Here is a 21,704-nt window from a genome sequence, read left to right as displayed (position 1 = left end):
GACTGAGGATGCGCGTACTTTTTTCGATGTTGTTGCTGGTCGGGTTTGCGGTGAGCGCGGCAGAACCGACTCAGACATTTACCGATGATTTGGGGCGCAAGGTTGTTGTGCCAGTTCATCCGAAACGGATTGTCTCGCTGCATGACCTGGATATCACCATCCCGCTCATTGAGCTTGGCGTACCGCCGGTAGCCAGCCACGGCCGTACGCGACCGGACGGCAGCCATTTTCTGCGCTCCAGCGGCATGCTAACGGGCGTCGATTTCGATAATTCCGACATCAAGTTTATCGGCACTGCGGATATCGACATTGAGGCCATCGCCGCTGCAAAACCGGATCTGATTATCACTGAGCCGACCCGCAACACGCCGGTGGAACAGCTGCAAAAAATTGCCCCGACGGTGAGCATCGATCATCTCGACGGCGGTGCGCCGGAAATCTACCGCAAACTGGCGCAACTTACCGGAACGCAGGCGCGACTGAAGATCCTGGAGCGCCGCTATAAGGAACAAATCAACGCGCTGAAAGCGACGGTGGATACCCGTAAAATTAGCGTATCAGTGATTCAGGCGAATCAGGGAAAGATTAACGCCATGCACAGCTACCACTCGTTGGGGCGTGTACTGCGTGATGCCGGGTTCACCTTCCCGCCGCTAATTGAGGCCATCCCGGAAGGGGGACGGATTGACGTCAGCGCCGAGCGCCTGCCGGAGCTGGATGCTGATTTCGTCTTCGCCACCTGGCGTGGGGATACGGGCGGTAAACCGCAGGACGAGCTGGCAGCGATGGAGGCGGTAATGCCTGGCTGGTGTCAGTTCCTGAACGCCTGCCGAACCGGACACTACGTGCTGATCTCACGTGAAGAGGCCATCTCGAATTCCTTCGCGTCTTTAGGCCTGATGGCCGCGCAGGTGCAATCGCAGATCGCCGGGCGACCACTGCCGGAGGCAGCACGGTGATCCGCAAAGAGAAAGGGCGCGTGGATGTCTACGGTGACCGCTTTCGTTCGCGTGCGCACCAGTTGACGCCGCGCGTGCTGCAGGTGGCAAGCTATATCAATGAGAACCGCGAAGCGGTGATGGAACAGACCGCAATGGAGATCGCGACGCAGTTGAAAACCTCGGATGCCACCGTCGTTCGCGCCATTCAGGCGCTGGGGTTCGCCGGGCTGCGCGATCTCAAACAGACGCTGGAGCAGTGGTTTGGCCCAGTGGTCAGTTCCAGCGAAAAGATGTCTACCACGGTGAATACACTGACCAGCGACGTCAACGCGAGCATTGATTTTGTGCTGGAGGGACATCAGCACACTCTGGACGTGTTATCCGAACCCCACAACCGCTATGCGATGGCTCAGGCGGTCTCACTGCTGGCACAGGCGAGGCAGGTCGCGATTTTTGGTATCGGCGCATCGGGTATTCTGGCCGAGTACACCGCCAGGTTGTTCAGCCGTATGGGATTACCCGCCACACCGCTTAACCGCACAGGAATAGGGCTTGCCGAACAGCTCATCGCCCTTCAGCGCGGTGACGTGCTGGTGATGATGGCCCAGAAATCCGCGCACCGGGAGGGGCAAACCACGCTGCGTGAAGCAAAACGTCTCGGTATTCCGACTATCCTGCTGACCAACGCCCTGGACTCGCGTTTCAGTAAAGAGGCCAGCGTGGTGATCCACGTCCCGCGCGGCGGTGAAAAGGGCAAAATCCCACTTCATGGTACGGTACTGCTGTGTCTGGAGATGATTATTGTGTCCGTCGCCTCCACCGAGCCGCAGCGCACCATCAAATCAATGAAGCGGATCAACGAGTTTCATCGGGGATTAAAACCGGGGAAGAAAAGCAGCTAAAAACAAAGCCCGGTGGCGCTAGCGCTTACCGGGCCTGGGGGAAACTTAAACCCCTTGCTCCAGAATACGGATGTGGGTTTCCAGCACGTCACCCTTCACCGCGTCGCTCCACGCTTTCATGTGCGGGGTCTGCAGGTGCGCTTCAAGATGCGCGACGGTTTCCCACTGCTCAACCATGATGATCGAGTCCGGCGCGGTGGCCTGGAAGCTGGCGTCAGTGGCGGCATCCACCATTGGCGCGTAGCCATGGCAGCCTTCTTCTTTCAGTACGGTCGGGATAATTTTCGCGAACTGATCCAGCACCGCCTGACGGTGATGTTGACCTGGACGAGTACGGATTTCTGCGATAACGGTAAGCATGTTTACTACTCCTTTAATTCCAGGCTACCAGTTAAGCAAAAATTTCCGCGAGATGCTTGCGATATTCTGCGATATAGCGTGGGACATCAGGCATTTTAATCACGTCGTTGACGATAAAGGTTGGCAGCGGATCCATCCCCAGGAACTGGTTAGCCTTATGGAACGGCAGGTATGCGCCGTCAACGCCTACGCCTTCGAAGAACTGATCTTTCTCGGTGAAGGCTTCCAGCGGGGCGTTCCAGGTCAGTGACAGCATATATTTTTTGCCCTGAATCAGACCGCCTGAACCGTATTTTTTGGACGCGTCAGAGCGGGTGCGGCCATCGCTGGCATACAGAGAGCCGTGACCTTCAGTGAACACGTCATCCATGTATTTTTTCACGGTCCACGGCGCGGCCATCCACCAGCCCGGCATCTGCCAGATCACCACGTCAGCCCACAGGAAGTTCTGCACTTCGGCTTTCACGTCATAGTTGCTGTCTGCACGCACGACCTTAACATCATGCCCGGCGTCGCGCAGGAAACCGTCCGCGACCTCGGTCAGGGTGTCATTCAACTGGCCTTTAGAGTGCGCAAATTCTTTTGCACCGTTAATAATCAGAATGTTGCTCATTATTTGTCCTCGATGATGAGAGTATGGCGGGTATTCTACGCGCGAGGACGAAGCGGAAAAATGAGCAAAATGTGCAAAGTCTTTTGCGCTAAATGCAATAATCCCTTACCAGCTGACCTTCACTTCAAAACCGCCTTCCGCCGCATTGCTTAATGAAACACGCATACCGTGCAGGGCGGCGATGCGCTTCACAATGGATAATCCGAGCCCGCTGCCCATGGCATCCTGACCCGGTGGTCGATAAAATCGCTCGCCGAGGCGCGCCAGCGCATCAGGCGAAATACCAGGGCCGTTGTCGCGTACGGTAAAGCTTCGGGTGTCCAGCGTCACGTCCACCACGCTGCCTCGCGGGCTATAACGAATGGCGTTATCCAGCAGGTTGCGAACAAGCAGGCTCAGGAGCAACTGCTGACCCGTGCGTGTAACCTCTGGCGCATTGATGTTCAGCCGGATATCAATGCCTGCCTGTTGAGCGGGATGCCAGATATCCAGCACGGCCGACTGCAGTAAATCGGCAAGGGTAATCGGTTCGACATCGTCAAGATTATCCAGTGAATCCAGACGCGACAGCGTAAGAAGTTGATCCACCAGCCGGGACGCACGGTCAATACCCGCATGCAGTTGTGTGAGCGCTTTTGCCTGCGCCTGCGGATCGTCCGAGGAGAGCTGTGCCACGTCAGTTTGCACTTTCAGGGCCGCCAGCGGACTGCGTAATTCGTGGGCGGCATCGGAGGTAAAACGGCGCTCGCGGGTCATCATCTCCTGGGTGCGGGCGAACAGATGATTCAGCGAGTCGAGCAGGGGGCGCACTTCCGTGGGGACACCCTGAACCGTCAGCGGTTCGGTGGCATCTGGCGAGCGGGAGCGCAGGGTCTGCGCCAGTTTTTTCAGCGGCCTGAGTTCACGGCTTAACAGAAGGATTAGCAACAACAGCATCACGGGGAGCGCCACCAGCCACGGCGTAAGCTGCGAACTGACTATATCCAGCGCCATATCCTGCCGGTACTCCCACTCCTGGCCGATCACCACGCGGTACTTTCCGTCGGGGGAGGTCAGCCATAAAAAACGCCACTCGTCGTTGTCGCCCTGTAGCTGCCCGTTATCAAACCCGTCGCGGCGATAGTGGTACGGAATATCGCGCCCGTTTTCCCCGTCGTTCAGTATCATTTTGCCGTCGACGGTATAGATGGCGAAAGCCAGCGCGTCGTCATCCAGACGACCATGCTTCGCTTTCTTTGGGATCTCACGCATGCGCTCGGGGGCACGGATCTCATCAAGATCCATTGTCAGCAGCCGTTTGGCAAATAGCATTTGCTGGGTATCAAACAGCTTATCGAGCTTGTGTGTCGTCTGCTGCCAGGCGACCAGGCTGGCGGCAAACCAGGCCGTCAGAGAGAGCAGCAGGAAGAGAAGCGTCAGGCGAAGTTTCAGGCTCAGTTTCATGCGTCACCCAGGGTATAGCCGATGCCATGCACGGTGCGGATAAACTCGCTGCCAAGTTTACGGCGCAGATGATGGACGTGAACCTCGATGGCATTGCTGGAGACCTCATCGTCCCAAGTATACAGTTTTTCTTCGATCAGCTTACGCGGCAACACCCGGCCTGCATTACGCATCAGCAGCTCAAGCAGCGCGAATTCTTTGGGTTTGAGCGTCAGCGTTTCGCCGTCCAGCGTGGCGATGAGACGGGTCGGATCGAGCGTGACGTTGCCGTGTCGAAGCTCGCTGCGTGCCTGTCCATGGCTGCGGCGGACCAGTGCTTCGAGACGGGCACCGACCTCGATCAGGGCGAACGGCTTACAAAGGTAATCATCCGCGCCCAGACGCAACCCTTCAACACGCTGGTTCAGTGCATCCCGCGCGGTCAGGATCAGCACCGGTTCGCTGCGCCCGCTTTCGCGCCAGCCACGCAGGATCTCAAGCCCGTCGATTTCCGGTAACGTCAGATCCAGCACCACGGCATCATACGGCGCGCTATACAGTGCAGCCTGACCCGTTTTTCCGTCGGTAAACCAGTCCACGCTAAAGCCCATTTTGCCTAAACCCGCTTTGATGCCATCGCCGATTAACCTGTCATCTTCTACCAGTAAAATGCGCATGTTCCCTCCTTGATGTCGTCAGTAAACCCTCTGTAAGCGCCTGCTGTACAGCAATAATAAATAAATTTTTCCCTTAAGAAGTTGTTAAGGATTACCCTGTTAAATGGACTGCGAAACCAGATTAAAGGGAGAGTTAATATGAGAAAATTCGCTGCAATTGCCGCCATCATGATGATGACCACTGCCCCTGTTTTTGCTGCACAGGGTGGATTTAACGGCCCGTCGGCCACACAAACCCAGACCCAAACGCAGGCAGGCGGCTTTGTCGATAATGACGCGAACCTCACCACCGCGGTGAAGGTGAAAGAGATGAAGGATGACAGCTGGGTGAAGCTGCGCGGGAACATCACCCAGCGCCTGTCCGACGATCGCTATACCTTCCGCGATGAGACCGGCACGGTCAACGTGGAGATTGACCACAAGCGCTGGAACGGCGTGACTGTAAGTCCACAGGATAAAGTGGAAATCCAGGGTAAGGTCGATAAAGAGTGGAACGACTTCGAAATCGACGTGAAGCAGGTTATTAAGCTGAACAAATAACCCGGAAAGGGCCGCATAAGCGGCCCTTTTTCTTTGTGACTCAACACGGCAGATAAGGTAGTATCTGCGGCAATATTGCCTGAAACCCTTCGGTTTCTGAGTTGAGGAATCACACGTAATGAGCGATATGGCAGAGCGCCTCGCGCTACATGAATTCACGGAAAACGCCTACCTGAACTACTCCATGTACGTCATCATGGACAGGGCGTTGCCGTTTATCGGGGATGGCCTGAAGCCTGTTCAGCGCCGCATCGTCTATGCGATGTCCGAGCTGGGGCTGAATGCCAGCGCCAAGTTCAAGAAATCCGCCCGTACCGTTGGTGATGTACTGGGTAAATACCATCCACACGGCGACAGCGCCTGTTATGAAGCGATGGTGCTGATGGCACAGCCGTTCTCTTACCGCTATCCACTGGTGGATGGCCAGGGGAACTGGGGGGCGCCGGACGATCCAAAATCCTTCGCAGCGATGCGTTATACCGAATCCCGTCTGTCTAAATATGCCGAAGTGCTGCTGGGCGAACTGGGTCAGGGAACCGTTGACTGGGTGCCAAACTTCGACGGCACGCTGCAGGAGCCGAAGATGCTGCCTGCGCGCCTGCCGAACATCCTGCTGAACGGCACCACCGGTATCGCGGTTGGTATGGCGACAGACATCCCGCCGCACAACCTGCGTGAAGTGGCGAAAGCCGCCATCACCCTGATTGAACAGCCGAAAACCTCGCTGGACGAGCTGCTGGATATTGTGCAGGGGCCGGACTATCCAACCGAAGCGGAGATCATCACCTCCCGCGCGGAAATCCGTAAAATCTACCAGAACGGTCGCGGCTCCGTGCGTATGCGCGCGGTGTGGACCAAAGAAGACGGTGCGGTGGTGATCACCGCGCTGCCGCATCAGGTCTCCGGCGCCAAAGTGCTGGAACAGATTGCCGCCCAGATGCGCAATAAGAAGTTGCCGATGGTGGACGATCTGCGCGATGAATCGGATCACGAGAACCCGACTCGTCTGGTGATCGTGCCGCGTTCCAACCGCGTGGACATGGAGCAGGTGATGAACCACCTGTTTGCCACCACCGATCTGGAAAAAAGCTACCGCATCAACCTGAACATGATTGGCCTCGACGGGCGTCCGGCGGTGAAAAACCTGCTGGAGATCCTCACCGAATGGCTGACGTTCCGCCGCGATACGGTACGCCGTCGTCTGAACCACCGTCTGGAGAAAGTGCTTAAGCGCCTGCATATCCTCGAAGGTTTGCTGGTGGCGTTCCTCAATATCGACGAAGTGATTGAGATCATTCGTACCGAGGACGAGCCTAAGCCTGCATTGATGTCGCGTTTTGGCATCAGCGAAACCCAGGCCGAAGCGATCCTCGAACTGAAACTGCGCCATCTTGCCAAACTGGAAGAGATGAAGATCCGCGGTGAGCAGAGCGATCTGGAAAAAGAGCGCGATCAGCTGCAGGCGATCCTCGCGTCCGAACGCAAGATGAACAACCTGCTGAAAAAAGAGCTGCAGGCCGATGCCGATGCTTTCGGCGACGACCGTCGTTCTCCGCTGCACGAGCGCGAAGAAGCGAAGGCAATGAACGAGCACGACATGCAGCCGTCCGAACCGGTGACCATTGTCCTGTCGCAAAGCGGCTGGGTGCGCAGCGCTAAAGGCCACGACATCGACGCGCCAGGGCTGAGCTACAAAGCGGGCGACAGCTTCAAAGCCGCCGTGAAAGGTAAGAGCAACCAGCCGGTGGCGTTTATCGATTCTACGGGCCGTAGCTACGCGATTGACCCAATCACGCTGCCTTCCGCGCGCGGGCAGGGCGAGCCGCTCACCGGCAAGCTGACGCTGCCGCCGGGTGCCACGGTTGACCATATGCTGATGGAAGCCGACGAGCAGAAACTGCTGCTGGCGTCTGATGCCGGTTACGGTTTTATCTGTACCTTTAACGATCTTGTCTCGCGCAACCGTGCCGGTAAGGCGCTGATTAGCCTGCCGGATAACGCCCACGTTATGCCGCCGCTGGTGATTGAGAATGAGAGTGACATGCTGCTGGCGATCACCACCGCCGGGCGTATGCTGATGTTCCCGGTTAGCGATCTGCCTGAACTGTCAAAAGGCAAGGGTAACAAGATCATCAACATCCCGTCGGCGGAAGCAGCGAAGGGTGAAGATGGTCTCGCGCACCTCTTCCTTCTGCCGCCGCAGAGCACGCTGACCATTCATGTCGGTAAGCGTAAAATCAAACTTCGTCCGGAAGAGTTGCAGAAGGTCGTCGGTGAGCGCGGCCGTCGCGGTTCACTGATGCGTGGCCTGCAGCGTATTGACCGCGTGGAGATTGACTCTCCTGCACGCAGCACCGCAGGTGACAGCGAAGAGTAATGTCGTGATATCCCCCTCTGTCCGGAGGGGGAGTTTCAATAAAATTTCCCGTAAAATCGTTGTTAATTCGTGCGTTGCGATTAACAATACGCGCTCGTAATAAAGTCCTTACCTGGCCACAGGTGAAGTATAATTGTCAGCTGTTGGGGCTTCAGAGGTCGCTATGCTATACATTGTTCGTCTTATTCTTACCGTTATCTACTGCATTCTGGTCTGTATTTTCGGCTCTATTTATTGCCTGTTCAGCCCGCGTAATCCGAAGCATGTTGCCACCTTTGGTCATATGTTTGGTCGTCTTGCGCCGCTGTTTGGTCTGAAGGTTGAAAAACGTTTGCCGGAAGGCGCTGAGAATTTCGGTAATGCCATCTTTATCGCCAACCATCAGAACAACTACGATATGGTGACGGCCTCTAATATCGTTCTTCCACCAACCGTGACGGTGGGGAAAAAGAGCCTGCTGTGGATCCCGTTTTTCGGCCAGTTGTACTGGCTCACCGGTAACCTGCTGATCGACCGTAATAACCGTGCAAAAGCGCACAGCACTATTGCGGAAGTCGTGAATCATTTTAAAAAACGCAGAATATCCATCTGGATGTTCCCGGAAGGGACGCGCAGCCGTGGTCGTGGCCTGCTGCCGTTTAAAACTGGCGCGTTTCATGCCGCAATTGCGGCAGGTGTTCCAATTATTCCTGTGTGTGTTTCCAATACTTCTAATAAGATTAATCTTAATCGCCTGAATAATGGGTTGGTAATTGTCGAAATGCTGCCACCCGTCGATACCAGCAAATACGGTAAAGATCAGGTGCGTGAGCTGGCAGCACACTGCCGCGAGCTGATGGCTCAGCATATTGCGCTGCTCGACAAAGAAGTCGCAGAGAGAGAAGCCGCCGGTAAGATTTAATCCGGCGTTAAAGGGAAAACGAATTCCCGCGTTGTTAGTCGTTTCAGATGGAGCTTATATGTCACTCAGTCGGCGTCAGTTTATTCAGGCTTCAGGGATCGCCCTTTGTGCGGGTGCGATGCCGCTGACAGCCAGCGCCGCCGGGCAGCAACAGCCGCTGCCCATTCCGCCGTTAATTGAATCCCGTCGCGGACAACCGCTTTTCCTGACATTACAGCGCAGCCACTGGTCCTTTACCCAGGGGACGCGTGCGCCGGTATGGGGCATTAACGGGCGTTACCTTGGGCCGACCATACGCGTGTGGAATGGCGATGACGTTAAACTCATCTACAGTAACCGCACGTCCGAAAATGTTGCCATGACCATCAGCGGTTTACAGGTTCCTGGCCCGCTGATTGGCGGTGCGCCGAGGATGATGTCACCCAATGCTGACTGGGCGCCAGTGCTGCCCATTCGTCAGAGTGCGGCAACGCTGTGGTATCACGCCAATACCCCTAACCGCACTGCACAACAGGTGTATAACGGTCTGGCCGGGATGTGGCTGGTAGAAGATGAGGTCAGCAAATCCCTGCCGATCCCGAATCACTACGGTGTGGATGATTTCCCGATCATTATCCAGGACAAACGCCTGGATAATTTCGGTACGCCGGAATACAGCGAGCCGGGCAGCGGTGGCTTCGTCGGCGACACGCTGCTGGTCAATGGTGCGCAAAGCCCTTACGTTGAAGTCTCGCGTGGCTGGGTGCGTCTGCGTCTGCTCAACGCCTCAAACTCGCGCCGTTATCAGCTGAAAATGAGTGATGGCCGCGCGCTGCACGTGATCTCCGGTGACCAGGGCTTTTTACCTGCGCCGGTTTCCGTTAAACAACTGGCGCTGTCGCCGGGTGAACGTCGTGAAATTCTCATTGATATGACGAATGGGGATGAAGTGTCTGTCACCTGCGGTGAAGCGGCAAGTATTGTTGACCGTATTCGAGGGTTCTTTGAGCCGTCGAGCATTCTTGTTTCTACCCTGGTGCTGACCTTGCGCCCAACCGGCCTGCTGCCGTTGGTGACTGACAGTCTGCCCATGCGCCTGCTGCCGCAGGAGATCATGAGCGGTTCGCCAGTGCGCAGCCGCGATATCAGCCTGGGCGACGATCCGGGTATCAACGGTGCGCTGTGGGACGTCAACCGTATCGACATTACCGCGCAGCAGGGTAGTTGGGAGCGCTGGACCGTGCGTTCCGACATGCCGCAGTCGTTCCATATTGAAGGTGTGTCATTCCTGATCCGCAACGTGAACGGCGCGATGCCTTTCCCGGAAGACCGTGGCTGGAAAGACACCGTCTGGGTGGATGGTCAGGTCGAACTGCTTGTCTACTATGGTCAGCCTTCGTGGCCGCACTTCCCGTTCCTGTTCCACAGCCAGACGCTGGAGATGATGGACAGGGGGTCAGTGGGGCAGATGCTGGTCAACCCTGCGCCATAACCCCCCGACATTCCCGGTTCGCCGGGAATGTTTTATGCCCGCCAGAAAAAGCGCGAGAAGAGGATCAGCACCGGATAAATTTCCAGACGCCCTAAGATCATCGCTGCGCACATCAACAGCTTGGCCTCTTCTTTTAACGTCCCGAAGGTGGACGCGGTCTCGCCAAAACCCAGGCCCATGTTATTGATACAGGCAGCGACCGTTGCAAATGACGTAAACAGGTCGTAGCCCATCAGATTGAGCGCCCAGACAAAAAAGCCCGTAATCATCACGTAGAGGAAAAAGAAGCTCCATACCGAGCGCAGGACGCGTTCATTCACCACGCTTTTACCGACCTTGATACTCAGTAGCGCGCGCGGATGTGCAAGCTGATTCATTTCCTGAATACTCTGTTTGAACATGATCAGAAAACGCAGCGCTTTTATCCCGCCACAGGTCGATCCCACGCAGCCACCAAAAAAGCTGGCGCTCAACAGCAGGAAAATGGTGTGGGCAGGCCAGTGCGCATAATCGGCCGTCGAAAGGCCGTTATCGGTCATCATCGAACTGGCGAGGAAGAAAGCATGAACCAGGCTATCCGTCGCGTTGTACATCCCCGCATGCCAGACCTGCCAGGCGGTAATGACAATCACCACTGCGGCGGCACCCAGAAAGAATTTAACCTCCGGGCTGCGGCGAATCGGCTTCAGGGTGCGTCTGACAATCGCGACGTACCAGAGGGTGAAGTTGAACGCGGAGAGCAGCGAAAACGCGCCAGCGACGAGTTCAATCGCGTGGCTGTCGTAAAAACCAATGCTCTCGCTGCGGGTGGAGAATCCGCCCAATGACACGGTCGAAAGTCCGTGACAGATGGAGTCAAAAAAAGACATGCCCGCCAGCCAGTAGGCCAGGGTGCAGGCCGCGCCCAGCGCGAAGTAAGTTACCCACAGCGTGCGCGCGGTATCGGCAAGGCGGGGAGTCAGACGCTCCTCCTTGAACGGCCCCGGCATCTCTGACTGATACAGTTTCATGCCACCGATGCCCAGCAGCGGCAGGACCGCGACGGCCAACACGATGACGCCTAAGCCACCAATGAAATTCAGCTGGGCGCGGTAATATAGGTACGACTTAGGCAGGGCGCTGACGTCCCCGATTACCGTTGCACCGGTAGTGGTTATCCCGGAAACCCCTTCGAAGAGCGCGTCAGCAAAGGAAAGATGCAGACCATCGTCCATCCATAACGGCATGGCACTGATCAATGAAAACAGCAGCCAGAACAGCACAATAATCACAAACCCGTCGCGGGTGCGCAGCTGAATACCGGCATGACGGGTTGCCCTCCACGTCACTCCACCCAGGCTGAAAAAGGTTAAAAAGGTGGTTAAAAATGCAAAGTAGGTCCGCTCTTTATTCAGCAGGGCGATGACCATTGGCGGCAGCATCGAAAGGCTGTACAGCAGAACCAGAAAACCGCAGAGGTGAAGGACAACCCGCAGCTGGGAAATGTGTAACGAATCGTTGGACTTCACAGCAGAACTCCGCGCAAGAACACGTTCCGGGGGCAAAACACCGGAAGATATAGTGGATATTATGATCCAAAATTAACAGGGCGCTGTATTTTAACGACTTCCAGGAATATCTGTCTGCTTCATGCATCCTTTTCTTCAAATGTGGCGGATGAACAGCGTATAATCCGGCTCCTTTTGTCTATTTTTTCTTCGGAAGCATTATGAGCGCAATTTCCCTGATCCAGCCGGATCGTGACCTCTTCTCCTGGCCCCAGTACTGGGCGGCCTGCTTTGGACCGGCGCCGTTCCTGCCGATGTCCCGGGAAGAGATGGACCAACTGGGCTGGGACAGCTGCGACATCATTCTGGTCACGGGCGATGCCTACGTTGACCATCCGAGCTTCGGCATGGCCATTTGTGGCCGCATGCTCGAAGCACAAGGCTTCCGCGTGGGGATCATCTCTCAGCCTGACTGGAACAGCAAAGACGACTTTATGCGTCTGGGTAAACCCAACCTGTTCTTCGGTGTGACCGCCGGCAACATGGATTCGATGATCAACCGCTATACCGCTGACCGTAAGCTGCGTCATGACGATGCCTATACCCCGGATAACGTGGCGGGTAAACGTCCGGACCGCGCCACCCTGGTGTATACCCAACGCTGTAAAGAAGCCTGGAAAGATGTGCCGGTGATCCTGGGCGGCATTGAAGCAAGTCTGCGCCGCACCGCGCACTACGATTACTGGTCAGATACCGTGCGCCGCTCGGTGCTGGTGGATTCTAAAGCCGACATGCTGATCTACGGTAACGGCGAGCGTCCGCTGGTGGAAGTCGCACACCGTCTGTCGCAGGGGGAACCGGTGAGCAGTATTCGCGACGTGCGTAACACCGCGATCATGGTGAAAGAGGCGCTGCCGGGCTGGAGCGGGGTCGATTCCCGTATTATTGATATGCCGGGCAAAATCGACCCTATCCCACATCCTTACGGCGAAGATCTGCCGTGTGCCGATAACAAGCCGGTTGAGCCGAAAAAAGCGGAAGCGAAGGCGATTGTTGTACAACCGCCACGCCCGAAACCGTGGGAAAAAACGTATGTACTGCTGCCGTCCTACGAGAAGGTAAAAGCTGACAAAGTGCTCTACGCGCATGCGTCGCGTATTCTGCACCATGAAACCAACCCGGGCTGTGCCCGCGCACTGCTGCAGAAACACGGCGAGCGCTATATCTGGATCAACCCGCCAGCGATCCCGCTGTCAACTGAAGAGATGGATAGCGTCTTTGCACTGCCGTATAAGCGCGTGCCGCACCCGGCATATGGCAACGCCCGTATCCCGGCGTATGAGATGATCCGCTTCTCGATCAACATCATGCGCGGCTGCTTCGGCGGGTGCTCGCTCTGCTCTATTACCGAGCATGAAGGACGCATCATCCAGAGCCGCTCTGAAGATTCGATCATCAATGAGATCGAAGCTATTCGCGATACCGTACCGGGTTTTACTGGCGTGATCTCCGATCTTGGCGGCCCAACCGCCAACATGTACATGCTGCGCTGTAAGTCGCCGCGTGCAGAGCAAACCTGCCGTCGTCTGTCTTGCGTCTATCCGGATATCTGCCAGCACATGGATACCAACCATGAGCCGACAATCAATCTCTATCGCCGCGCCCGCGACCTTAAAGGCATCAAGAAGATCCTCATCGCCTCCGGAGTACGTTACGACATCGCCGTGGAAGATCCGCGCTACATCAAAGAGCTGGCAACGCACCACGTTGGCGGCTATCTGAAGATTGCGCCGGAGCACACCGAAGAAGGCCCGCTGTCGAAAATGATGAAGCCGGGCATGGGCAGCTATGATCGCTTTAAACAGTTGTTCGATACCTACTCTAAGCAGGCAGGGAAAGAGCAGTACCTAATCCCTTACTTCATCTCTGCCCACCCGGGTACGCGCGATGAGGACATGGTGAACCTGGCGCTGTGGCTGAAACAGCGTCGCTTCCGTCTGGATCAGGTGCAGAACTTCTACCCGTCACCGCTCGCCAACTCGACGACCATGTATTACACTGGCAAGAACCCGCTGAGTAAGATTGGTTATAAGAGCGAAGACGTGGTGGTGCCAAAAGGGGATAAACAGCGCCGTCTGCACAAAGCGCTGCTGCGTTATCACGATCCGAAAAACTGGCCGCTGATCCGTCAGGCGCTGGAAGATATGGGTAAAAAGCACCTGATTGGCTCGCGTCGCGACTGTCTGGTACCGGCTCCTACCCTGGATGAAATGCGCGAGGCGCGTCGTCAGAATCGCAATACGCGCCCGGCATTGACCAAGCACACACCGATCGTGCACCAGCGTTCAAACGGTGGGGCTACGGCGAAGAAGCCAGCCAAACGTAAAGCGTAAAATAAAAACCCCGGCAAGCCGGGGTTTTTTATCTATCCGCCAAACTGCTCCGGGTCTGGCCCAAGCCGTTTGCCCTTATCCAGTTTCGCAATCTCACCCAACTCATCTTTGTCCAGGCGGAAATCCCAGACGTCGAAGTTCTCGGCGATGCGCGAAGGGGTGACCGATTTCGGGATCACCACCAGGCCGTTATCCAGATGCCAGCGAATCACAATCTGTGCTGGCGTCTTACCGTATTTATCCGCCAGGTCGCGAATAATTTTCTGATCAAATAGGCCTTCACCACCCTGAGCCAGCGGGCTCCAGGATTCGGTCTGGATATTGTGGGTTGCGTTCCAGGCGTGAAGCTGGCGCTGCTGCATCAGCGGGTGCAGCTCGATCTGATTGATGACAGGAGCGATACCCGTCTCGTCGATCAGGCGCTGCAGATGGTGAACCTGGAAATTACAGACACCGATACTTTTCACCCGCCCCTCTTTTTGCAGCTCAATCATTCCTTTCCAGGCATCAACATAATGGTCGATAGCCGGAACAGGCCAGTGCATCAGCCAGAGATCGATGTAATCGAGCTGGAGCTTGTCCAGGCTCTCCTGCAGGGCTTCGCGGGGGCGCTTTTGATCGTCGTTCCACAGTTTAGTGGTAATGAAAAGGTCGTCGCGGGGCAAGCCAGCGCTGGCCAGTGCCTTACCCACACCGTCTTCGTTTTTGTACGCAGCGGCGGTATCAATCGACCTGTAGCCGACTTCCAGGGCTTTATGAATGGCGGAGACGACCTCGTCGTTACCGGCTTTCCATACGCCGAGCCCCAGTTGGGGCATCACGTTGCCGTCCTTCAGCCTGATTACGGTTTGGTTTGCCATTTTTCCTCCTTCAGGTGCGCATCGTCGGAGGGTTTCTCCGACGATGGGGTATGCATTAAGTCTGGACGAAATGTCAAAAAACGAAAGTCGGGAGGACAAAAACGCTTAGCGTGCCGCTTCGTAGATACGACGGCTCACGTCCAGCGTGATGTCGCCGTGCTCACCCAGGTGAGTCATACCGTGTTCTTCCAGTTTCGCCAGCAGGGCAGGGATGGAGCTACCATCCAGGCCGTAGCCAGAGAGACGCGTTGGCACGCCCAGGCCTTCAAAGAAGTTGCGGGTCGCTTCGATGGCGGCATCAATACGCGCATCGTCAGAACCTTCGGTAATGTTCCACACGCGCTCGGCGTACTGCAGCAGTTTGGCGCGTTTGGTGTCACGTTTTTCGTTCCACAGCGCAGGCAGTACTACGGCCAGCGTCTGAGCGTGATCCAGACCGTGCATGGCCGTCAGTTCGTGGCCCAGCATATGGGTTGCCCAGTCCTGAGGCACACCCGCACCGATCAGGCCATTAAGCGCCTGCGTTGCCGCCCACATCACATTGGCGCGAACATCGTAGTTTTCTGGCTCTTTCAGCGCTTTCGGACCTTCTTCAACCAGCGTCAGCAAAATGCCTTCCGCGAAGCGATCCTGAATTTTGGCATCCACCGGGTAGGTCACGTACTGCTCAACGGTATGCACAAAGGCGTCGACCACACCGTTAGCCACCTGACGTGCAGGCAGGGTGTAGGTGTAAACCGGGTCGAGGATGGCGAACACAGGCTGAACGTGTTCGTTCATAAAGGCCTGTTTATCACCGGTGGTTTTGCGGGAGATCACGGCACCTTTGTTGGATTCAGAGCCTGTGGCTGGCAGAGTCAGTACCGAGCCCATCGGGATAGCGCTTTTCACATCGCTGCCACGGGTTTCCAGGATATGCCATGGGTCGATGCCGTCAGCGTAATGTGCCGCTGCGGCGATGAATTTGGTGCCGTCCAGCACTGAGCCACCGCCAACGGCCAGCAGGAAGGTGATGTTCTCTTCGCGGGCGATTTTCACTGCATTCATCAGCGTTTCGTAAGACGGGTTTGGCTCAATGCCGCCGAATTCACGCACGTCCAGACCTTCCAGGGCACTGTAAACCTGATCCAGCACGCCGGTTTTTTTCACGCTGCCGCCACCGTAGGTGATCAGTACGCGGGCGTCAGCAGGGATCTGTGCGCGCAACTCGGCAATAGCGCCTTTACCAAACAGAATGCGGGTTGGGGTGTGGAGATTAAAGTTGTTCATTGCTCGTTCCCTTATGTGGGTGAAAAATCGTGGTGGCGCAGAAGGCTACCTGATGCTGCACATTGTGGCTGTCCGGGGCTATCCTCTCAATGCACATTCCTGCCGATGTCTTGCCCATTTCTACAGAGCGCTGGAGAAAGCGCGGAAAAGCACGCACACTATCAACGTCGGAAACCGTACCCGGAGTAACGTAATATGAACCGTGAAGCGATCTGTCATCAGCTCACAATGCAGATTAAGAGACTGATAGATAATGAAAATGGTGTCAGCAATTTGCTGCCGGACATTCGCCTGCTCTACGGTACGCAACCCGGGACGCGCACGCCGGTCATGTATCAACCAGGCATCGTTTTTCTCTTTTCTGGCCATAAAATTGGCTATATCAATGAACGAGTCTTCCGTTACGACACCAATGAATACCTGCTGCTGACAGTACCTTTACCCTTTGAATGTGAAACTTTCGCGACAGAGGCCGTTCCGCTGGCGGGTATTCGCGTCAATGTCGATATTCTTCAGCTGCAGGAGCTGCTGATGGAGATTGGTGAAGACGAGCTTTTCCAGCCTTCAATGGCATCAAGCGGGATTAACTCCGCGACATTATCTGAAGAGATCCTCTGCGCCATTGAGCGTCTGCTGGACGTAATGGACAGGCCGCTGGATGCACGTATTCTCGGCAAGCAGATTATCCGCGAAATTCTCTACCATGTACTGCTGGGGCCGGGGGGAGGGGCTTTACTCGCGCTGGTGAGCCGACAGACCCACTTCAGCCTGATAAGCCGCGTGCTCAAGCGTATTGAAAGTCAGTACACGGAAAACCTGAGCGTCGACCAGCTCGCGGCAGAAGCGAATATGAGTGTTTCGGCGTTTCACCATAATTTTAAGTCGGTGACCAGCACTTCACCGCTGCAGTATCTCAAAACCTACCGCCTGCATAAGGCGCGAATGCTGATGATCCACGATGGCATGAAGGCCAGCGCGGCGGCGATGAGGGTGGGCTATGAAAGTGCGTCGCAGTTCAGTCGGGAGTTTAAGCGCTACTTCGGCGTCACGCCGGGGGAAGATGCGTCACGTATAAGAACCATGCAGGGAGCGTGAAGGGGAAGCTTAGGCCGGGTAAGCGGTAGCGCCACCCGGCTTTTGTTTATGCACTGCAGTACTTTTTCTTAATCACTACCGCGATGGTCCCTACCAGCCCTGCCACCAGCAGGAAAATCGGCAGCACCATCAGGAAGGTCATCACCTGATCTTCGTGGTGTTTCACGAACGGGATCATATTCAGCGCGTAGCCGAGCGTCGTGACCACACCAACCCACAACAGGGCGCTCAGCCAGTTAAAGAACTGGAAGCGGCGGTTCGACAGACCAGAAATGCCCGCCATTGTTGGCAGCAGAGTACGAACAAACGCCAGAAAACGCCCGGCCAGCAGTGCCAGCAGGCCATGCCGATCAAACATGCAGGTCGCACGTTGATGATATTTATGCGGTAACTGGGCCAGCCAGCTTTTCACGACGCGCGTGTTCCCAAGCCAGCGGCCCTGCAAATAGCTCAGCCAGCAGCCCAGGCTGGCTGCGGAAGTGAGGATCACCATCGTTGGCGTGAAGTCCATGACGCCTTTGCCGATCAACGCCCCGGCAAGTAAAAGCAAACTGTCACCGGGTAAAAATGACGCTGGCAGTAATCCATTTTCCAGAAACAGAGTCGCGAACATCACGAAATAGACGATACCTAAGACGTGAGGGTCCGCCAGCGCGGCAAAATCGTGTTGACAGAGCGCTGCGATAATATCTTGAATAACAGCCATGGACTTTCCTGTGGAACAGCAGATATAGAGCTATTGTACTCCTTTATTTGCGCTTCGGGTTTGATCCCGGGCGCAACTAATGCGGACTTTTCTGGTGGCAATGTTCACAAAAACGTCCAGGGAGTACATTTTCAGCCAGCACTCTACACGATACGCTCAAACCCTGCTGTTAAATCCGCGATTAAATCGTCAACATTTTCTAAACCGATATGCAGTCGGATCAGGGTTCCGCTGAAGTCCACTTCACCACCGGGACGCAAAGCCGCGATCTGCTCCGGTTGGTTTGGCAGGATCAGGGATTCAAAGCCGCCCCAGGAGTAGGCCATGCTGAAGAGGGTAAAATTATCCAGATAGTTTGCCAGTTCGTCATTATTCAGCCGTTTTTTAAGAACGAATGAGAACAAACCGCTACTCCCCGTAAAGTCCCGTTGCCAGTATTCATGACCTTTGCTGCCGGGCAACGCCGGATGGTTGACGCGCTCAACCTGCGGGTGTTGCGCCAGCCATTCGGCTATTTTCAGGCTGCTTTCGTGATGCTGACGCAGGCGCACGCCCAGCGTACGGAGCCCGCGGCTGGTCATGTAGGCGGTATCCGCATCCACCATTTGCCCCATCAGGTAGGCATTTTCACGCAGCTGATCCCAGCAGCGTGCATTGGATACCGCAGTGCCAATCATGCCGTCAGAATGGCCAATCAGGTATTTGGTCGCCGCCTGAATCGAGATATCAATGTCAAACTCCAGTGCTTTAAACAGCACGCCCGCCGCCCACGTGTTGTCGATCATGATGATCGCTTCTGGCGCTTTGCTGCGAACCGCTTTCACGATAGCCGGGACGTCGTGGACTTCCATGGTGAGTGACCCTGGAGATTCCAGGAACACGATACGCGTGTTTGGCTGAATAAGTTCTGCGATGCCTTCGCCGATCAGCGGGTCGAACCAACCGGTTGTTACGCCGAGCTTACGGAGGATTTTGGTGCAGAAGTCCTGGCTGGGTTCATAGGCGGTGTTGGTCATCAGAATATGATCGCCTTGTTCCACAAACGCCAGAATGGTATTGGCGACGGCTGCCGCCCCACACGGGAACAACGCACAGCCCACGCCGCCTTCCAGTTCGCACATGGCCTCCTGGAGTGAAAAATGGGTTAGGGTGCCGCGACGACCATAAAAAAGTCCGCCTTTTGCGCGGTTACGCGTGGCGATTTTTTTCTCCTCAACGGTATCAAATACCAGTGAGGAGGCTCGTTGAATCACGCTATTGACCGATCCCTGGGTGTATTTTTTGCTGCGTCCTGCCTGTACCAGCGTGGTATCAAGATGCTTCTTTGTCATGTTCGCTAACCCTGTTTTTATACGTCTGGACGTCCAGACTACCACGATTGTAAAAAACTGCACCCGGATGCTTATCGAATAAGCAGAAAATATTAGCAAAAAACCGCATAAGAAATTTTTACTGCGTAAGCGCAAGGAAAGTGAGCGAAAATTACGGCACCATGCAAATACTAATGAGAACTACTATCAATTCGACGATGTTTTGATATTATTACGTTCAGATTTTGTGATTTGCGTCCTGGAGATACAGAGTGGGTAATAATTTGATGCAGACGGATCTCTCCGTTTGGGGCATGTATCAACATGCTGACATCGTGGTTAAGATTGTGATGATCGGCCTGATTCTGGCGTCCGTTGTCACCTGGGCTATCTTCTTCAGCAAAAGTGCTGAACTGCTTTCGCAGAAGCGTCGCCTTAAGCGGGAGCAACAGCAACTGGCTGAAGCCCGTTCTCTGGATCAGGCTTCAGATATGACCTCATCCTTCCACGTAAAAAGCCTGACCACCCTGTTAGTTAATGAAGCTCAGAACGAGCTGGAACTTTCCGCTGGCAGTGAAGATAACGAAGGTATTAAAGAACGTACCGGCTTCCGTCTGGAGCGTCGTGTTGCCGCTGTAGGTCGACATATGGGCCGTGGCAATGGTTATCTGGCGACTATCGGTGCGATCTCGCCGTTCATCGGGCTTTTCGGTACGGTCTGGGGCATCATGAACAGCTTTATCGGTATCGCGCAGTCTCAAACTACCAACCTTGCGGTGGTTGCGCCGGGTATCGCGGAAGCGCTGCTGGCGACGGCAATCGGTCTGGTTGCAGCAATCCCGGCTGTGGTTATCTACAACATCTTCGCGCGTATGATTGGCAGTTACAAAGCCACTCTCGGCGATGTTGCAGCACAGGTTCTGCTGCTGCAAAGTCGCGATCTTGATTTGAATGCCAGCTCGGTTAAGCCGGTGCACGCGGCGTCTAAACTGCGCGCAGGTTGATGCTATGGCGATGCGTCTGAACGAAAATCTGGACGATAACGGCGAAATGCATGAAATCAACGTAACGCCGTTTATCGACGTTATGCTGGTTCTGCTGATTATCTTCATGGTGGCTGCGCCGCTGGCGACGGTGGATGTGAAGGTGAATCTACCTGCCTCTTCCAGCCAGCCACAGCCGCGCCCGGAGAAGCCAATCTATATCTCGGTAAAAGCGGATAAATCCATGTTCCTCGGGAACGACCCGGTGACGGCCGACTCTGTCATCCCGGCACTGGATCAGCTCACGGGTGGCAAGAAGGACACCACGGTCTTCTTCCGTGCGGATAAAACCGTCGATTATGAAACCATGATGAAGGTAATGGACACGCTGCATCAGGCGGGTTATCTGAAGATTGGGCTGGTCGGCGAAGAGAAAGCGACCGTGAAGTAAAAAAGAGCTGGCGAAAGCCGGCTTTTTTTATGCATATCGGTTTGATTATTTTTTTGTATCAGTGGATGCAGGAGCGGTCGGGTGAGAAGCCAGCGCGTCCTCATCAAGCGCCACGCAGGTGACGTTTGAGGTACGGTACTCACCGTCTGACAGCTTGCGCGTCAGACGCAGGGTGGCGATTTCTCTGGCAAGCAGATACTGATAATTGGCCTCAAGACGTCCCAGCACCTTCTCTTTCAGCTCTGGACGCTGCTCGATGATGGCATTCAACACGGCACCGTAAATTTCTTCTTTGACCTGTAGCGGGTAAATTTCACGGCGATTCTGCCATTTCAGACGCACCAGCGTCGCCGGGATCGATACCAAATCTTGTGTTATACGCGTCATCTCGTCATTTTTTGTCTTTCTCAGCGCGTCGAGATTTTGCTTTAAGATAAATTCATCACTTTTTTTATCATCTAAAGTCAAATAAACGTCGTTATTTTTAATTTCTTTCACGTTAATCTTCCCCCAGGGTGTAAAATATAGGGTTGTTTTTTTCTCGTGTAATTAGATTAAGCCAAATTTCATTGCCCGCTTCATTTATTTCTTCTGTTTTTTCGGCCATTATTTGACTTAGTTTCTGGGCATCTATTTCGCCTTCGGCTTGCAGGTCATTCAGCAGATGGACAAAGGCTTCAATTTTTATAGCGCGAAATAAGCGGTCCTTTATATGACGATCGTGCTCTTCCAGCAACATATTACGGGATTTCCCTGTTTGGGAAACGCCAATTAATATGTCAGGCTCGAAATCGGAGAGCTTTCTTTTTCCCTGAGTGAAACTCGCCTCTTTTTCTGCTTCCGCGGGTTGCTGTTCCACAGACGCAATGTGGTACTTAGCCGGGACGAGATAGTCGGGCAGCATTTTTAATTTCCTTTAATTTCAACAGGGTGGGGTTGGTAAAGG

21 protein-coding genes are annotated in these 21,704 nt (G+C 55.0%); 10 read left to right on the top strand and 11 right to left on the bottom strand.

What is annotated here, in order from left to right:
• Nucleotides 1-8: 8 nt before the first annotated feature.
• Nucleotides 9-959: an iron-siderophore ABC transporter substrate-binding protein gene (locus ACLHV8_RS18855; protein ID WP_208595005.1), complete on the top strand. Its 951-nt coding sequence runs from the start codon at nt 9-11 to the stop codon at nt 957-959.
• Nucleotides 956-1,843 (top strand): MurR/RpiR family transcriptional regulator, encoded by an 888-nt coding sequence (locus ACLHV8_RS18850; RefSeq protein WP_028017165.1) that lies wholly within the window; start codon nt 956-958, stop codon nt 1,841-1,843. Before ACLHV8_RS18855 ends, ACLHV8_RS18850 begins: the two co-directional genes overlap by 4 nt.
• A gap of 45 nt (nt 1,844-1,888) precedes the next feature.
• Here ACLHV8_RS18850 and ACLHV8_RS18845 read toward each other — a convergent pair whose 3' ends face one another.
• From ACLHV8_RS18845 to qseB, 4 genes are all read right to left on the bottom strand, one after another.
• Complete coding sequence (locus tag ACLHV8_RS18845) at nt 1,889-2,203, bottom strand: putative quinol monooxygenase (RefSeq protein ID WP_032640570.1); 315 nt, start codon at nt 2,201-2,203, stop codon at nt 1,889-1,891.
• 31 nt (nt 2,204-2,234) lie between these two features.
• Complete coding sequence (locus tag ACLHV8_RS18840) at nt 2,235-2,816, bottom strand: NAD(P)H-dependent oxidoreductase (protein ID WP_208595004.1); 582 nt, start codon at nt 2,814-2,816, stop codon at nt 2,235-2,237.
• A 105-nt stretch (nt 2,817-2,921) separates the two neighbouring features.
• Complete coding sequence (gene qseC, locus ACLHV8_RS18835) at nt 2,922-4,259, bottom strand: quorum sensing histidine kinase QseC (protein ID WP_208595003.1); 1,338 nt, start codon at nt 4,257-4,259, stop codon at nt 2,922-2,924.
• Nucleotides 4,256-4,915, bottom strand: coding sequence for a quorum sensing response regulator transcription factor QseB (gene qseB, locus ACLHV8_RS18830; RefSeq protein WP_028017168.1), 660 nt, complete (start codon nt 4,913-4,915; stop codon nt 4,256-4,258). Before qseB ends, qseC begins: the two co-directional genes overlap by 4 nt.
• Before the next feature lie 138 nt (nt 4,916-5,053).
• On the opposite strand from qseB, the gene ACLHV8_RS18825 reads away from it, so the two are divergent.
• The 4 genes from ACLHV8_RS18825 to ftsP all read left to right on the top strand — a co-directional run bounded on the left by ACLHV8_RS18825 (nt 5,054) and on the right by ftsP (nt 10,204).
• Nucleotides 5,054-5,455 carry a YgiW/YdeI family stress tolerance OB fold protein gene (locus ACLHV8_RS18825; RefSeq protein WP_208595002.1) on the top strand — a complete coding sequence of 134 codons (402 nt, stop codon included), beginning with the start codon at nt 5,054-5,056 and terminating at the stop codon, nt 5,453-5,455.
• A 118-nt stretch (nt 5,456-5,573) separates the two neighbouring features.
• The gene (gene parC / locus ACLHV8_RS18820) at nt 5,574-7,832 is read left to right on the top strand and encodes a DNA topoisomerase IV subunit A (protein WP_028017170.1); all 2,259 of its coding nucleotides are present in this window, start codon (nt 5,574-5,576) and stop codon (nt 7,830-7,832) included.
• A 163-nt stretch (nt 7,833-7,995) separates the two neighbouring features.
• Nucleotides 7,996-8,733: a 1-acylglycerol-3-phosphate O-acyltransferase gene (gene plsC / locus ACLHV8_RS18815; RefSeq protein ID WP_049005051.1), complete on the top strand. Its 738-nt coding sequence runs from the start codon at nt 7,996-7,998 to the stop codon at nt 8,731-8,733.
• 58 nt (nt 8,734-8,791) lie between these two features.
• A complete protein-coding gene (gene ftsP, locus ACLHV8_RS18810) occupies nt 8,792-10,204 on the top strand; it encodes a cell division protein FtsP (RefSeq protein WP_028017172.1) in 1,413 nt (470 codons plus the stop codon).
• Nucleotides 10,205-10,236: 32 nt separating this feature from the next.
• Here ftsP and ACLHV8_RS18805 read toward each other — a convergent pair whose 3' ends face one another.
• Nucleotides 10,237-11,712, bottom strand: coding sequence for a TrkH family potassium uptake protein (locus tag ACLHV8_RS18805; protein ID WP_208595001.1), 1,476 nt, complete (start codon nt 11,710-11,712; stop codon nt 10,237-10,239).
• Nucleotides 11,713-11,912: 200 nt separating this feature from the next.
• Here ACLHV8_RS18805 and ACLHV8_RS18800 point away from each other — a divergent pair, with 200 nt between their 5' ends.
• Nucleotides 11,913-14,084, top strand: a complete 2,172-nt coding sequence (locus ACLHV8_RS18800) for a YgiQ family radical SAM protein (protein WP_410377008.1) — start codon at nt 11,913-11,915, stop codon at nt 14,082-14,084.
• A 32-nt stretch (nt 14,085-14,116) separates the two neighbouring features.
• On the opposite strand, the gene dkgA is transcribed toward ACLHV8_RS18800, so the two are convergent.
• Entirely contained in the window at nt 14,117-14,944 is an 828-nt protein-coding gene (dkgA, locus tag ACLHV8_RS18795) for a 2,5-didehydrogluconate reductase DkgA (protein ID WP_208594559.1), read from the bottom strand.
• A gap of 105 nt (nt 14,945-15,049) precedes the next feature.
• Entirely contained in the window at nt 15,050-16,213 is a 1,164-nt protein-coding gene (gene yqhD / locus ACLHV8_RS18790; RefSeq protein ID WP_028019645.1) for an alcohol dehydrogenase, read from the bottom strand.
• A 195-nt stretch (nt 16,214-16,408) separates the two neighbouring features.
• Between yqhD and ACLHV8_RS18785 the strand changes: the two genes are divergently transcribed.
• Nucleotides 16,409-17,308, top strand: coding sequence for an AraC family transcriptional regulator (locus ACLHV8_RS18785; protein ID WP_028019646.1), 900 nt, complete (start codon nt 16,409-16,411; stop codon nt 17,306-17,308).
• Nucleotides 17,309-17,354: 46 nt separating this feature from the next.
• Here ACLHV8_RS18785 and yghB read toward each other — a convergent pair whose 3' ends face one another.
• Together yghB and metC are read right to left on the bottom strand one after the other, a co-directional pair.
• Nucleotides 17,355-18,014 carry a DedA family general envelope maintenance protein YghB gene (yghB, locus tag ACLHV8_RS18780; RefSeq protein ID WP_410377007.1) on the bottom strand — a complete coding sequence of 220 codons (660 nt, stop codon included), beginning with the start codon at nt 18,012-18,014 and terminating at the stop codon, nt 17,355-17,357.
• Nucleotides 18,015-18,157: 143 nt separating this feature from the next.
• The gene (gene metC / locus ACLHV8_RS18775; RefSeq protein WP_049005044.1) at nt 18,158-19,345 is read right to left on the bottom strand and encodes a cystathionine beta-lyase; all 1,188 of its coding nucleotides are present in this window, start codon (nt 19,343-19,345) and stop codon (nt 18,158-18,160) included.
• 251 nt (nt 19,346-19,596) lie between these two features.
• Here metC and exbB point away from each other — a divergent pair, with 251 nt between their 5' ends.
• Both exbB and exbD read left to right on the top strand, forming a co-directional pair.
• Nucleotides 19,597-20,328 carry a tol-pal system-associated acyl-CoA thioesterase gene (gene exbB, locus ACLHV8_RS18770; RefSeq protein WP_028019649.1) on the top strand — a complete coding sequence of 244 codons (732 nt, stop codon included), beginning with the start codon at nt 19,597-19,599 and terminating at the stop codon, nt 20,326-20,328.
• A gap of 4 nt (nt 20,329-20,332) precedes the next feature.
• On the top strand, nt 20,333-20,758 hold the full coding sequence (gene exbD / locus ACLHV8_RS18765) for a TonB system transport protein ExbD (protein ID WP_028019650.1): 426 nt from the start codon (nt 20,333-20,335) through the stop codon (nt 20,756-20,758).
• A gap of 45 nt (nt 20,759-20,803) precedes the next feature.
• On the opposite strand, the gene ACLHV8_RS18760 is transcribed toward exbD, so the two are convergent.
• Together ACLHV8_RS18760 and ACLHV8_RS18755 are read right to left on the bottom strand one after the other, a co-directional pair.
• A complete protein-coding gene (locus ACLHV8_RS18760) occupies nt 20,804-21,256 on the bottom strand; it encodes a cytoplasmic protein (protein ID WP_208594560.1) in 453 nt (150 codons plus the stop codon).
• Nucleotide 21,257: 1 nt separating this feature from the next.
• Nucleotides 21,258-21,662: a hypothetical protein gene (locus ACLHV8_RS18755; protein WP_028019652.1), complete on the bottom strand. Its 405-nt coding sequence runs from the start codon at nt 21,660-21,662 to the stop codon at nt 21,258-21,260.
• Between the last annotated feature and the right edge of the window lie 42 nt (nt 21,663-21,704).

Origin of the sequence: Enterobacter sp. CPE_E863 (genome assembly GCF_046521465.1) — a bacterium.
In the GTDB taxonomy this organism is placed as follows: domain Bacteria; phylum Pseudomonadota; class Gammaproteobacteria; order Enterobacterales; family Enterobacteriaceae; genus Enterobacter; species Enterobacter adelaidei.
Note: the sequence above shows the minus strand (reverse complement) of the source record. Positions and strands in the feature narration are given on the sequence as shown.